General features: G+C 43.9%; 14 protein-coding genes. All 14 read right to left on the bottom strand.

Annotated features, from left to right (window positions below; all coding sequences use genetic code 11):
- Positions 1–13 precede the first annotated feature (13 nt).
- The 14 genes from D104_RS24225 to bioD all read right to left on the bottom strand — a co-directional run bounded on the left by D104_RS24225 (position 14) and on the right by bioD (position 14,796).
- On the bottom strand, positions 14–1,102 hold the full coding sequence (locus tag D104_RS24225) for a fused response regulator/phosphatase (RefSeq protein WP_024023239.1): 1,089 nt from the start codon (positions 1,100–1,102) through the stop codon (positions 14–16).
- Positions 1,103–1,108: 6 nt separating this feature from the next.
- Complete coding sequence (locus D104_RS24220; protein ID WP_024023238.1) at positions 1,109–1,411, bottom strand: STAS domain-containing protein; 303 nt, start codon at positions 1,409–1,411, stop codon at positions 1,109–1,111.
- 30 nt (positions 1,412–1,441) lie between these two features.
- A complete protein-coding gene (locus tag D104_RS24215) occupies positions 1,442–3,328 on the bottom strand; it encodes a hypothetical protein (RefSeq protein WP_024023237.1) in 1,887 nt (628 codons plus the stop codon).
- Between the two features lie 15 nt (positions 3,329–3,343).
- Entirely contained in the window at positions 3,344–5,218 is a 1,875-nt protein-coding gene (locus D104_RS24210) for a hypothetical protein (protein ID WP_024023236.1), read from the bottom strand.
- 50 nt (positions 5,219–5,268) lie between these two features.
- A complete protein-coding gene (fliJ, locus tag D104_RS24205) occupies positions 5,269–5,703 on the bottom strand; it encodes a flagellar export protein FliJ (RefSeq protein ID WP_024023235.1) in 435 nt (144 codons plus the stop codon).
- Between the two features lie 53 nt (positions 5,704–5,756).
- Positions 5,757–7,088: a flagellar protein export ATPase FliI gene (gene fliI / locus D104_RS24200; protein WP_024023234.1), complete on the bottom strand. Its 1,332-nt coding sequence runs from the start codon at positions 7,086–7,088 to the stop codon at positions 5,757–5,759.
- A gap of 5 nt (positions 7,089–7,093) precedes the next feature.
- Positions 7,094–7,900 (bottom strand): FliH/SctL family protein, encoded by an 807-nt coding sequence (locus D104_RS24195; RefSeq protein WP_024023233.1) that lies wholly within the window; start codon positions 7,898–7,900, stop codon positions 7,094–7,096.
- A gap of 7 nt (positions 7,901–7,907) precedes the next feature.
- Complete coding sequence (gene fliG, locus D104_RS24190) at positions 7,908–8,921, bottom strand: flagellar motor switch protein FliG (protein WP_024023232.1); 1,014 nt, start codon at positions 8,919–8,921, stop codon at positions 7,908–7,910.
- A complete protein-coding gene (gene fliF / locus D104_RS24185; protein ID WP_024023231.1) occupies positions 8,922–10,595 on the bottom strand; it encodes a flagellar basal-body MS-ring/collar protein FliF in 1,674 nt (557 codons plus the stop codon).
- 27 nt (positions 10,596–10,622) lie between these two features.
- Positions 10,623–10,985 (bottom strand): flagellar hook-basal body complex protein FliE, encoded by a 363-nt coding sequence (gene fliE, locus D104_RS24180; RefSeq protein ID WP_024023230.1) that lies wholly within the window; start codon positions 10,983–10,985, stop codon positions 10,623–10,625.
- A gap of 66 nt (positions 10,986–11,051) precedes the next feature.
- Positions 11,052–12,398: a sigma-54-dependent transcriptional regulator gene (locus tag D104_RS24175; protein ID WP_024023229.1), complete on the bottom strand. Its 1,347-nt coding sequence runs from the start codon at positions 12,396–12,398 to the stop codon at positions 11,052–11,054.
- A gap of 1 nt (position 12,399) precedes the next feature.
- Positions 12,400–13,554: a sensor histidine kinase gene (locus D104_RS24170; RefSeq protein WP_024023228.1), complete on the bottom strand. Its 1,155-nt coding sequence runs from the start codon at positions 13,552–13,554 to the stop codon at positions 12,400–12,402.
- The gene (locus D104_RS24165; protein WP_024023227.1) at positions 13,554–14,024 is read right to left on the bottom strand and encodes a helix-turn-helix domain-containing protein; all 471 of its coding nucleotides are present in this window, start codon (positions 14,022–14,024) and stop codon (positions 13,554–13,556) included. Before D104_RS24165 ends, D104_RS24170 begins: the two co-directional genes overlap by 1 nt.
- A 91-nt stretch (positions 14,025–14,115) precedes the next feature.
- Positions 14,116–14,796, bottom strand: a complete 681-nt coding sequence (bioD, locus tag D104_RS24160; protein ID WP_024023226.1) for a dethiobiotin synthase — start codon at positions 14,794–14,796, stop codon at positions 14,116–14,118.
- Positions 14,797–14,799: the final 3 nt, after the last annotated feature.

The raw sequence follows: 14,799 nt of genomic DNA, 5'->3' as shown, positions 1-14,799 counted from the left end.
GCGGTGGCCAGTTTTACTTGACCACTACAAACCAACCTACCGAATGAGCAGCATCAATCTCCCCTTGATAAAGAGGATTAAGTACAGAGTGACAAAACATTTGCCCCGATAGATCTGACGCTTCGTAAACACCATCAGAAAACACCATCAACCTGTCTCCAGGGACAAAAGACATAGGGTCTATTTGACACTCAAATACATCAGGAGGTAATACTCCCAAAGGGAGATTCTTAGAAGAGAATCGTATCGGTTTATCCTCTGCTTGCGAGAAAAACAATAAATCCGGCAGACCACCATTCCAAACTTCAATACTTTTATTGTTCACTTTAATATCAATAAAAGCGGCACTGCAAAACATATTTGGCGGTAAAATCCCCTTAAGGCGCGCATTTATCTCTGGGATAATCTGTCGCATTAAAAAGCCTTTTTTCGTCCAATCAAAAAAGATATCCGCTAGAGGCAATGCACCAATAGCAGCAGAAAGCCCATGCCCCGTAAAATCACCTAATAATATATGCATTCCACCATTCGGCTTATAGGCGGCCAAGATAACATCGCCATTAAATGTGTGAGTACCATAATGCATGGTGGACAACGCAGGATCTTTTAAACAATTGGAATGGGTTATATTTTCATAAACGATTTTAGCAACATCCTGCTCATGCAAGAGTTTTTCATTGTATAAGGCCATTGCATCACGCTGTTCTTCAAGCGTTTTTTGCATAACCAACAACCTAACAATGGCGTTTAACTTCGTTGTAATAAGCGCAGGACTATAAGGCTTAGATATAAAATCAGTGCCTCCGATGCGAAGACAGTTAGATAGCGCAATAGGGTCCGTAATGCCAGAAAGAAAAATAATAGGAACAAATAATTCACCCGCTCGCTGCTGAATTTCTAATGCGGCTTCCCAGCCGTCTTTGCGTGGCATTTTAATGTCCAAGCAAACTAATTGAATAAGCTGAGGGTCAAACTTATCAATTGCATCTTGCCCATCAACCGCAGATATGACCTTGTGCCCAAATTGGCTAAGAATGGCTTTTAATAAAATACGGTCAGAGGGGTTATCGTCCGCAATCAATATGGTTAAAACTTGTTCCATTAGTGACTACTCAGTAATATAAAAAAGCCGGTGGAAGTTAGCAATCTTGAGAATATCAACAACGGCGCCATTTACATTGACCAAACGAATCGCAGCATTTTCTCCACCAGCATGATCTCTAAGCAGTAACAGCATGCCAAGCGCCGAACTGTCTAAATACGTCACATCCGCCAGATCAACCTCATAAGACTTTACCGAACCAATCTTAGTAAAAGCGTCTTTGAACGTTTTATGGCAGCTGTAATCAAAACGGCCCTTAACTTTAATTGTCAGGCACTCTGTTTTTTTATCAAAAAGGCTTTCAACCACTGCCTACTCCTTGAGTTAAAGCGGCAAGTTTTACAACTCATCCCACTCATCTTTAGATTTTTTCATAGCGCCGTCATCAGACGAAATTTCCGCAACACTCGATGCCGTTTTTGCCTTCAAGCCATGAATTCGCTCAACCATTTCATTAATAGACTCTCTGGCTCTGTCTAAACGAGCCACACCAACACTTCGGTCTGATTCAAGTAAGGACAAAGTTGAAGCGGCCATAGACTTCATTTCATCAATCTGACTTTGAACCTTGCTAATGTCATGCTCCACATCAATAGCAAAACGGTGACGAATCTTTTCACTTTCACCTTCGGTTGCCGCAAGACTAGTCAATACACCAGCCCTCACTTCATTAAGGCAACGATCCACGTCACCTAGTAAAAACACATCCGAAGACAAATCCTTTTCAACCAAGGCCAAGCGCTGCAAAACCAGTTCAAACCCTAAAATCAAAGAGTCTCTAACCTGCTCAGAAAGCCAAACCATATCATTCAGCTCCACTTGGAAACTTTCAAATGGAGGCTCAATCAGAGCAACGACGTCATTTGAATATGATTCATTGTGGTCTGTTTTTTCGTGAATTAGGGATGCTATTTGTTGTAGTTTAGTAATCTTTTCAAGGCTATTTGTTTGCTCAGATGCAGTATTAAGCGAATCAAAAAGACGCACAACTTTTCGACGTACCAACTCCAATGAGTTAGCAAAACCTGCATAGGGCGAGTCCTGCCTTGTGACTCTAATTTGAGTATTCCAGACGTCCTTCTCCAGCAATTTTAAACTGTGATGCAAGACATTAAATTCAGCCATTTCAGACTTAGATTGAATAGCAACAATACACTGAAAACTCTCAGACTCTGATTCAGACGCAAGACGAGTAACATTTAACCAATAAACACCATCAGACAAACTTAACTTCAAAGACTCATCTGACAATAAAATTGAGTCATCAATTCGCTCACCAATTGGATCATCCAAGCCAGAATCAATGCTAAACAAAGATTCAAATAACGCAGTATTTCTAAACCAAAGTCGTTCAGCACCAGCGCTTAACCAAGCAATATCACCCTCGTGATTTGTCACAAAGAAAGGTTCGTCGACTTGAGACAAGGCCATTTCAATCAAACTAAGGTCCACTTTTTGATGCTCAAGATCAAAATCCCTCGACGCTAGTTCATTATCGATCAAATGACTCAAATCGGTAAATTCATCCACCACATTTCGAGGCGCCAACATAGAGGCATGACCATGTTTCCGATGATCAAGGACATAATGCAAACTAGAAATTCCAGACCGTAATCGCCGACTAAAACGAACCGACATCATGATGGCAATAATAGTTATAAGTAAGAAAATCCCGACTGGAACCAAAACCAGCCTTTCAGCAAAAACTTGTCGCTCATAGTCAAGGTTGACACTAATTTGCAAAAGCTCATCATCGAGCGCCTCTAGACCTTCAAATGACGAATAAGCCGCCGTTCGCTCCCCTTCAGTCAGTGACGTAGAATTCAATTCTCTTTGTGACAGGGTATTTAATAAAGCGAGCGAACTTGAAACATCAACAACAGTCATCAACTTAAAGTCATCAATATGACTCTCAATTAAATGGTATTCACTATACAAAAGCTGCTGTAAATGGCTCGCCGAAGCGGGTGAGTCATGTTTACTATAAATCTCTCGGTCACCAATCAATAACCATTCCAGCCAATGCTCTTCAGCACTGTGAACCAGGTCAACAAATTCGCTTAATTTTTCTTGCTGAACATTCTGCCGTTCCAAGTTAATTGTCATTAACATGTACATACCAGAGAAGGCCAGCAGCAGCAAAAACAACAAGGCAACAACACCTTTTTGCAAACTATTGATCAGCTCTTTTCTTGGGGCACCAAAAGGTGAATGCAGTGTATTCATAGTAAATAATCACTTTCAAGCTAATGATGAAGATGGCCAAAAGCCAGCCACAAAGGATAAATAATTTTTTTGATCGACAACAACGTTATTTTGCAAAGAAGCGTAATGCGGCTTATCGTCGCTTTCCTTAGTATTAGGAAGCCAACTAACCACCTCTTCACTCTCTTCTCCCGGAAATGAATCGCACCATTCAAATGAAGCAAAAGGCAAAACGGTTGACTCCCCCATAACATCAAGAATAACAGAGTACACATTCTTGTTATGAGAAACACCAACCTCCTCATCGGACACAGCAGCTACAACCTTATCAAAACATCGCCCATCATAAATAATAAAAGACTCGAAACTCAATTCATCACCATTAATACCAGTAAATGAATAAGGTGAGCGATAAGGTAATATTGCCAACACCAATTCTGCTTGCACCCAAATCATCCTGCCACAGACCTTTCCAAAATAATAACCATTCCGAACAGGGTGTGTCGGTTTATTTCTTCCTGCCCGTTGAAAAGGCAAAGGCAATTCACTGACCGCCAACAGCCAAGGCTCTAACAACGGTTCATTCTGCTGATTCAACCAGATATTTTTAACCCAAGAACGAGGCGCCTGCATATGAGAGCAAACACCTTCCACCTCACGAAGTGAAGAATACGGTAACGCAACACACACACCAGCTTGCTTAATCACCAACACTTGCGTAATAAAATCAGGCAAAACACAATAAACAGAATCACTCAACGAAAACAAAGGCATACTTAACATAACCTTAGCGTTAATACTCTCGCCAGCGCTAAACCATAGATCACCGTCTAGTTCAAACAGGCTTTCATCCGTAATCGTATACGCACCAAGCACTTCCGCTTGATCAAATGCAAAGCGCCCAAACCCTGTATTAACTTCGTACAAAAAATACGATAAAGAATCTTGCCCCAAACAACCCAAATAGGACAAATTCAGCGCTTTTTCAGGCGCAGGCTTAGTACCAACATACATGTCACCGCCGTGCCGTACCGGAAAAGCAACACTTCCATCATCACATTCAAATAACGCGGCATTTTTTGACAACGGAACAAGACGCTCTGGTTCGTAAATACCCGACAAGGTCGCAGGAAAAAGCGTTGAAAAAGATTGATAAAATGATGATTTGAAACATTCTTCATACCGTTCAAGAAGACGATATCGCGAGCTTTTTTCTATTGATGTATTTTGAAAAAGAGGCAAAAAACTCTGCTGACATAATGCCTCTAATGCGGTATTTTTATTTTTAGCGAGAGTTCGCCACTGAAGCTGAGGAAAGCGGGCTTTAAACCAAGAAAGAGACTGCACACTTTCTAATAAAAAGCGCCCTTCTAAAAAGCCATCTTTCTTCGCATCCACCTGAAATGACACCCTTCCCGAGGATGAAAGCACCTCTAAATAAGCATCCACAGTAATCCGGTGGGGGGAAGGCGGCGATGACACAAACAGCGCTTCATAATTAACATAAGTCGGTAAGCGCGCTTTTTCATTAGAAAATGATGCAATGTAAGCCCAACAAGGACGCTCAGAAGACAAAAGAAGGTCTAATTGCTGTCGTCGGTCAATGCCAAACTGACCACCAACCGCCACTTGAAAAAGAGCATCCGATGCGGACAAAAAAGCAGTATGGTATCGCTCTGAATAGGGCGAACCAGATGCTAAAAGCCCATCAAGCGCAAACAGAAAGGAAGTCAGTCTTTGGCTATAATTATCATGAAGAGTATAAGTGTGGGTGATTTTTTGTAACGAAAGCAAAGCAAAACGGAGAGACTCCAAACCACTCTGCGGAGAATAATGGTAATCACGCAGCGCCATTTCAGCCTGAGAAATAGGCAGCGATAAATTCATCCATCCATTATCTAGTTGCGCCATATTTCACCCTAACAATAAGCTAACTTGCTATACAAAATAGCCTCTAAACGCTATCGCATATTGTCCAAAAATCGGCGCATCGCGAACTCATCACTCTGACGTTGCTCTTGCTTTGCCTCAACCATCAATTCTGCTTTATGGTTTTTTTCTTTTAACCAATCCATACTTTTTGTTTTTGATCTCGCTTGCAGCCAACGACGCATACTCATATCCGCTTGCTGTTCGGAACGGCCAACCGCCGCCTCTTGCTGAATAATAGCTTGCTGAACTCGATCAACAAAGTGCTGGTAGTTCGTTGTTAGATACGCACTTAAACCGAGAAGGTTACGCTCTGACTCATATTGCCCAGCGTATTCTCGTAACTCACTCAACTTCTGCAGGTCGTGCTGCACTTTCGATTTATCACGCGCCAATTGTTGAGCAGCCGAGTCCTCTTTACCTTTAGCAAGATCAACTAATATCTGCATTCGACGTGATTTTTTCATGCGTAACCCATTCAGAAGTTAGGTAAATAATAGGCTTTTTTACACACTACCGTCTACTGCCCTGTCGTCATTGCCGTTACCAAGGCCTCTAAACTCTTATCGATAGTAAAACTCTCGGAAAGAGACTGCTGCAGGAATTTTCGAATTTCAGGCATTTGAACAATCGCCTGATCTAAGTCTGGGTCGCTGCCTCTCGCATACGCACCAACCGAAATGAGATCTTGGTTTTGCTGAAATTTAGAATACAGTTGCTTCACTCTCATTGCGCCATACAAATGGTCTTCACTGACAATATGAGGCATGGCTCGAGAAATAGAAGCTTCAATATCGATGGCCGGATAATGACCTTCCTCTGCCAATCGTCGTGACAGCACGATGTGACCATCGAGAATCGCCCTAGACGCATCGGCGATCGGGTCCTGCTGATCATCCCCCTCTGTCAAAACGGTATAAAACGCCGTCACAGAACCACTGCCTTCGCAGCCGTTGCCCGCACGCTCTACTAATTGTGGAAGTTTTGAAAACACAGAAGGCGGATACCCTTTTGTCGCTGGCGGCTCACCTACCGACAAAGCAATCTCTCGTTGCGCTTGAGCATAACGAGTGAGTGAATCCATCAGTAACAAAACGTTTTTACCTTGATCTCGATAATACTCTGCGATACGAGTTGCCAACATCGCAGCCCGCAAACGCATCAATGCAGAATCATCTGCGGGGGAAGCAACTACGACAGAACGAGCAAGGCCTTCTTCTCCCAGTATTTGATCGATAAATTCTTTCACTTCTCGGCCACGTTCGCCAATTAGGCCAACCACCGTAATGTCAGCCTCGGTGAATTTGGTCATCATTCCGAGCAACATACTCTTACCAACACCACTGCCCGCAAAAAGCCCCAAACGCTGGCCTTTGCCAACCGTCAATAGACTATTAATCGCCTTAATCCCAACATCCAGTGGCTCGCTGATTGGCTTACGCTGTAGCGGATTAATAACCTCACCATGAAGCGTGACTGAGTCTTTCGTTTTAATCGGACCTTTGCCATCTAAGGGCTTGCCAAGACCATTCACCACTCGACCAAGCAGCTCAACGCCGACCGGCATTTTACTGTCACCAAGTAATGGACGAACTCGCGCCCCAGGAGAAATACCTTCTATGGCTTCGGTGGGCATCAGATAAGTTAAATCACCAGTAAAGCCAACCACCTCAGACTCAACCCAACGGTCTTTTCGAACTTGAACAGAGCAACGGTCGCCCAACGCAACAACACACCCAACCGCTTCCATGGTTAGACCAACCATACGAGTAACTTTCCCCTCAAGCTGGGGTGGCAATGGTATGGCAGACACGCCAATCAATTTGGCTAAGCGCTCTTCAAGCGTTGGCAAGGCGACTAATCCTGATCTGAGAGAGAAAGGTGGCGAAGTTCAGTGCATACAGCATCAAGTCGCTGCTCAACACGCCCATCGATGTGAAAGGATTTTGAATCGATGACAAAACCACCGCTAATGAGCGTATCGTCCGTTTCGAGCTGTAACGTTAACCGCTCTTTAACACCAAGTTCATCAATAATAGAAACATCGTCAGGGTGAAGGCGCAACTTCACACGCCCTGCATATTCACCCAACTCATCCAGCACCCTAGAAAGCTGATCTTTTAATACCTGATGCCCATCTTGTTCCATTTTCGAAAGACACACATTTTCGATGATTCTCACCATGGATTGGTACAAAATATTTTCCGCTGCTAAGCGACTGCTTTCTAAAGGTTGTGTCATTTCTTGAACAACATTTGTCAACAAAGATTCAAGTGCTTCAAGCTGAGCTTTAGCGCCCGCTCGGGCTTGCGTTTTCCCTTCCTCAACACCTTGCAAACTACCTTCTTCATGTCCTTTTTCAAAGCCATCCACTTCGCCTTTCGCGAAGCCATCCGAATGACCTTTTTTATGACCTTCCTCTTCACCCTGAATGAATCCCTCATCATAAGCTGCAGAGCGTATTTCTTCTAACTGAGCCGCTGTCAAAGGCTCATACACCAATGTATCTTGATCCACCTCTTCCGTGGTAACAACCGTCTCTTTTTGGACGAGAATAGCAGGACCAGAGTTTTCTTTCGGTTTACTACCCTCTAAATGCGGCAGTTCCCAGCGCTCATAAGCGGTTAGCTTACGATCGTCTTTATCTTGTTCTTGATCTGACATACGTTAATTAGACCATCTGCTCGCCACCGCCACCGAGAACGATTTCTCCGTTATCAGCAAGACGTCTAGCAACAGCCAGAATTTCCTTTTGAGCAACTTCAACTTCACTAACACGAACAGGGCCTTTCGCCTCAAGATCATCTTTAAGCATATCAGCGGCTCGTGAAGACATATTTTTGAAGATTTTTTCCTGCATATCTGGATCAGCACCTTTCAATGCAAGAATAAGCGTCTCGGATTCCACCTCACGAAGAATGACCTGAATACCACGATCATCCACCTCAGATAGGTTGTCAAAGACAAACATCAAGTCTTGAATAGTATTCGCCAAATCTTCATCAACATCACGAATAGATTCCATCAACTCAGATTCAACCGAACTGTCAATAAAGTTCATGATATTCGCTGCAGTACGAATACCACCTATGGTGGTTGATTGCGTTGACTGATTACCCGAGAACTGACGCTCTAATATATTATTCAACTCGAGCAATGCCGCGGGCTGAACTGTTTCAAGCGCCGCAACACGCAATACAATATCCAAACGAACTCGTTCATCGAAGTTGGCCAGAATATCCGCTGCCTGATCAGGGTCTAAATAGGAAATAACAATGGCCTGAATCTGAGGATGCTCATATCGAATAACATCGGCCACCGCGCGCGATTCCATCCATTTAAGCGTATCCAACCCTGTGGTATTGCCACCCAGTAAAATCCGATCAATCAAACTGCCGGCTTTTTCTTCGCCAAGTGCTTCTCGAAGCATATTACGAATATACCCATCCGCCCCCAAACCTAACCCAGTTTGATCACCAACCAGCACAAGAAAATCATCAAGCACTTTCTCAACCTGATGGCGCTGTACGTTCGCCAACTGAGCCATTGTAGAGCCGATCCGCTGAACTTCTTTTGGCCCCATATGTTTAAGTATTTGGGCTGCGTCGGATTCACCGAGCGACATAAGAAGCACCGCGGCTTTTTCAACTGAGCTTAATTCTGCACTTTGGCCTAAATCACTCATCTATTTTTCCATCACCCATTGTTTAACCACTTGAGCAACACGCTCTGGCTCTTCTGCAATCAATCCACGAATTGCATTTAACTGTCGATCTATTTTCTCAGGAGAACCAGGCACCAATATATCTTCAGCACTAACAAGCGACACTTGATCATCCGAAATTTCATCCGTTTCATCTGAGAAAATTGCGGCTTCAGTATCATCGGCCACTGCAATTTTATTCTGATCACTAAGCGCTTTCAAAATTGGACGAACGACAACCAATAATAATATTAGTACAAAAATGCCCACTAACGTTGGCTGTAACAAGCTTAAGAACCAAGCCTGTTGATAAAACGGAATTTCTTCGACAGGCTCCGCTGGATCAGGTATCGCAAACGGTGAATTAATAACACTAACACTGTCACCACGTGACGGATCATAACCAACCGCATCACGCACCAATAACGTTAAACGCCCCAACTCATCGTCATTCCACGGCGTACGTACGATCGCTGACGTTTCAGGGTTAAGGCTAACCAAATCATCTACAACCACGGCAACCGACAAGCGTCTTACGGTGCCCTGTTGACGTTTCGTATAACTAATACTTCGATCCAATTCAAAGTTACGTGTGGTTTCTTCACGCGACTGACCATTGGCCGAGTTTGAACTTCCGCCAATTGCGGCGCCATTTTCATCGACCGCTTCAGGAATAGTAACAGCACCTGGCGGCTGATTCGTCAAGGCGCCCGGAATGCCTCCAGCACCTGCACCGGCGCCTTTATTTTCTTTTAGGGTTTGCTCGCTACGTAAAGCCAATAAGTCTGGATTGTATTGCTCAGCGGTTTTTTCAATGGCAGTAAAATCCACATCAGCAGACACTTCCGCTTTGAAACGCCCTTCTCCAATCACCGGCCCAAGAATATTATTTACACGCTGAAGTAACACTTCCTCTACTTTACGAGCGTAATCAAACTGTTTTCCCGCCACAGATAACTCAGAATCCGAGTCTTTCTCCGTCAATAAAGTGCCGCGCTGATCAACAACGGTGACATCTTTATCGCTTAACTGAGAAATACTAGAGGCAACAAGATTAACAATCGCCTCTACTTGGCTCTTATCTAAACGTCGCCCAGGATACAACTCTAAAAATACAGACGCGGAAGGTTTTCGTGTATCACGCACAAAAACAGATTCTTTCGGTATCGCTAAATGAACTCGAGCGCTTTTGATACTCTGTAAGCTGGTGATCGTTCGACTGAGCTCACCTTCGAGCCCACGACGGTAACGTGTCGTTTCGACAAATTGAGAAGTACCAAGCCCTTGCTCTTGATCCATTATTTCCATACCAACAATGTTGTCGGAAACAATGCCAGAGCCAGCCAGCTTAAGGCGAGCTTGATGATAAAAGTCAGACTCAACAAGCAAGGCGCCTGTATTTTGATCTAGCTTAAAAGGAATGTTATTAACACTAAGAATTTCGACTATTTGATCCGCATTATAGTCTGTAATACTACTTAATACTGGTTTGTAGTCAGGACCGTTACTCCACAATACAGCCGCTAAACCTATTGCAATAGATGCGGCCAAACCGACCATTAATGCAAGCTGACGTATCACCGTCAACTTATTAAAGCCGGTAACTAACTCTAGATAGAGCTTTTGCTCCGATTGTTCTGCAGGGACATTATCCATTAAAAAGCGCCAAGCGGTTTATTATGCCTAAATCGGCATATTCATGATTTTTTCATACGCGTCTACAAGTTTATTACGCACCTGAGTCATTGCTTCAAATGACACACTCGATTTTTGCAAACCAATCATAACTTGAGGTAAATCCACCCCTTCGTCACCGCGTTCATAAGATTGAGCTAGCTGCGTAGCATCCTTTTGTAAGGTGTTTACGTTATTGACCGCATTCTTTAACATTTCCGCGAAATCTGCACGTTCAACAGTTTGACTCCCTTCGCTTTCACCGCCAATTTTGGCGACATTAGGCATAGGAGAACTGGGCGCTCGAACCTGCGACTGCATATCCCTCATTTGGGACAACACTTGATTAATGTCTGGTCGACCAGAAATCATGCTACTCACCTAAAAAAACACATATATACAGCTTAGCATAAAGCTAATTAAAACAAGATACAAAAATCAATCGACGTCGATACCGCTTTCGCGCATTTTGGCGATTTTATAACGTAATGTTCTCGGACTTATTCCTAATTTGTCCGCTACCGCTTTGCGCTTTCCGTTTGAGTCAACCAATGCCTGAGCAATAATTCGAAACTCATGCTGTTGAACACCTTTACCAAGAATGGAAGCCGCACTGTCTTCCGCTTCTGCTGGCTCAGCTATTGACGGTGATAAGCTCATCATATCGAATGCAATGTGGTCTTCATTGATTTGCGCATTTGGGCTCAGAATCAACGCACGCTGAATCACGTTATCAAGCTCTCGAACATTCCCAGGCCAAGGGTGAGATTCCAACTTACTCTGAGCGGATGGCTTTAATATCGCTCCAGATATACGCATTTTTGCAGCGTGTTTTGCAAGTAAGTGCTGAGCAATAGGGAGAATATCCCCTTTACGCTCTCGAATTGGGGCCCATCGCAATGGAAACACATTCAAGCGGTAATACAAATCTTCTCTAAAGCCGCCTTCACGAACATATTCTGCAAGATCTCGGTTTGTGGTGGCAATTACTCGAACATCCAATGGAATGGACTTTTTACCCCCCAGACGCTCAACCTCTTGCTCTTGCAGTACTCGCAACAGTTTGGCCTGCAACCCCACATCCATTTCGGTAATTTCGTCCAATAATAAGGTACCGCCATTGGCTTGCTCAAATTTACCCGCTTGAGAAGAAACCGCCCCAGTATAAGCGCCTTTTTCATACCCAAAAAGAATGGCTTCTAACATGTTTTCAGGAATGGCTGCACAGTTAATGGCAACGAACGGAGCATTAGGTCGACTGGAGTTCTGGTGTATATAGTGAGCAAGCACCTCTTTACCCGTACCACTTTCACCACAAACCAACACAGTTGAATCCGTTACCGCAACACGCTTTGCCAAATCCAACAACGCAATACTGGCTGGGTCTTTTGCGATAGGCTGAGCATTTGCAGAAGGCGTAACTTTAACCGTGTATTTGGCAATCGCGCTCAACAACTCTTCTTCTTGGAAAGGCTTCAGCAAATAATCCACCGCGCCATCACGCATGGCTTCTACGGCATGCGCAATATCACCATATGCCGTCATTAACATAATCGGCAACTCTGGATAAGTATCGATAACATGGTGTAACAACCCATAACCATCCATGCCCGGCAGGTTCACATCTGACACTACCATATCAAATTGGTTATGCTTCAAAGCAATGACCGCTTCTTCAGCACTGTAAACCATTTTGCATTGGTAACTTGCTAGCATCAGCGTATCTTCTAGCGCCTCAGCAAGCCCTTTATCGTCTTCTACAATTAATAACTTAACATCAGACATGTCATACCCTTACAAGAGGAAGTGATAAACTGGCGGTCGTACCTGCTCCCTCTATACTGTCTATTTCAAATTGCCCATGATGCGCTCTTGCGATGGCTTTCACCACCATCAAGCCCAAACCGGTTCCATTCTGTTTCGTTGTTACAAAGCCTTCTTGAACGTGCTCTAAATGCTCTTTAGACATCCCGACACCGCGATCTTTAAAGGTCAGTGTCACATACCCATCTTTACTGCGCCAATCAAGCCGAACCAAGCCGCCTTCTGATTGAGCATCCACCGCATTATTTAAGAGATTGAGTAATGCACCTAATAATGTTTCTTTATTACATTGAATACAATCTGAGTCCGAAAAATCAACACCAGAAGCCTCAAACTGCATGCTTTTTTGTTCGCAAATTTCTTCGCAATGCGCCGTCAATTCATCGATAAAAACACCGGCACCGACTATTTCATCAAGCTTTATTTCACTGCGAGAGAAAATCAGCATATCGCGAATTTGTTTTTCAATATTCGCTAACCTTATAACCAACTTATTCGCAAAATTTTGTCGCATCACAGGCGCTAGATCTTGCTTTTGCAGATGCCCAGCATACAGTGTCGCGGAGGAAAGAGGCGTTCTGATTTGATGAGCCAATGCCGCGACCATTTTCCCCATATTAGACAATCGCTCATGATGAGACAGTTTTGTCTGTAAATGGTATGCCTCCGTCAAATCAACCAAAATAACCAGTTGGCCCGGCACATTACCTAATGATGCTGTTTCAACTCGCACTCTGCGGCCAGACACCATACTGACATCATGACCATCGTCTTTTTGAGGTCGGAAGCTTAATGGCACAATAGCACCCCAAGACTGACCAACAAGCGGCAAATTAAATAAACGATCCGCTACGGGATTGGCCATGACGACCAAGCCTTCATCATTCAATAACAGCACCCCAACAGGCATAGACTCAAAAAGCTGTTGGAACTGCAGCACCAAAACACGGTTCTTATCCTGCTCTTGACGCTTATCTTGCTCTGATTTTTCCAATTGCTCGTACAGCCGAACCACTTCTTGCTGGAGGTCTAAATACGATTTTGCCAATATGTCTGACGATTCGGAGAAAGCTTTAAACGCGGTTTTCAGCTCCGCTATTTCTTCATCTTTTGTCACTAAAACTCCGATTTATCAATATTGTAACGGCGCATTTTTTCAATGAGCGTCGTACGCTGTATCTGTAGACTCAGTGCTGCTTTGGAGACCACTCCTTGAGTTGACACTAAAGCCTGACGAATGAGGAGCGCTTCAAGGTGGCGGACATGTAAATTTAAATTCACGCCAGATGCTTGGGGAAAAGTATGTAACCGTTGGATTTCTTTCAATACAGAAGAAAGAGGTTGAGAACGCCAAGGCAAAGGGCAAAACCAGACATTGCCATCCGCCAGAACATCCATGGAATCGCTAAGTGAAATAACAGGAATTATTTCATCCAATTCAAAAGTCTGCACCGCACTGCCTAACACAACAAATTCGGGCAAATGAAACGCCGTCAGTGATGTTCCATGCTCTATCCCAATAAAGGTCAAGATACTGGAAACACTCGAAATTTCTTCGTCATCTAAACCACACAACCAAGCTTTCACACCACCACCCCAACCTCAAAAATAAGCAACTCTTACAACACCCTATTATAATGCGTTGTTAGCGCTTACTTTCAAGTATTAACACAGAATTTTACAACGCCGACAGTATAGCGTCGAACGCCTGCTGTGACTCCTGTTCATTTTCACACCAGGGTAGGGTACCCAATAAAGGGGCGGACAACATAGACACCAGCGTCGCAAGATTCTCATCGTAACAAGGCATTTTTTCTGGCGTACCATTATTCGCCACCCAACCTGCTACCGCTAAACCATCTCGAGCTATCGCTTCGGCGGTTAAGATTGCATGATTCAAACAGCCTAACTTCATATTCACAACCAGAATAACCGGAAAACCAAGAGACTTTGCCACATCAGACAATAGCTCCCGATCATTTAACGGAACCCGCCAGCCACCAGCACCTTCAACTAACGCAAACTCATTAGGAGTAAGCAACGCCCCTTTAATAAAACCTTCTAAGCGGGAGGCCGTAATAAGTCGCCCTTCCTTCATAGCCGCAATATGAGGTGCAATTGCCTCTTCTAACACAACAGGATTCACCTGCTCATAGGGCAATTGAACACTGCTCGCATTTTGAATAAGTAAGGCATCATCATTACGTAAACCACCTTCCATTTGGATAGAACCCGCCGCAATCGGTTTAAGGCCAAGCGACTTTAGACCAGCTCTTTTAGCCGCGGCTAACAAACCAACCGTGACATAGGTTTTACCCGCATCGGTATCAATACCCGTCACAAAAAAACGTTTTCTCACCCA

Source organism: Marinomonas profundimaris, from assembly GCF_000508165.1.
Taxonomy (GTDB): domain Bacteria; phylum Pseudomonadota; class Gammaproteobacteria; order Pseudomonadales; family Marinomonadaceae; genus Marinomonas; species Marinomonas profundimaris.
The sequence above is the reverse complement of the archived record's forward strand: the minus strand, read 5'-3'. Positions and strand labels throughout refer to the sequence as shown.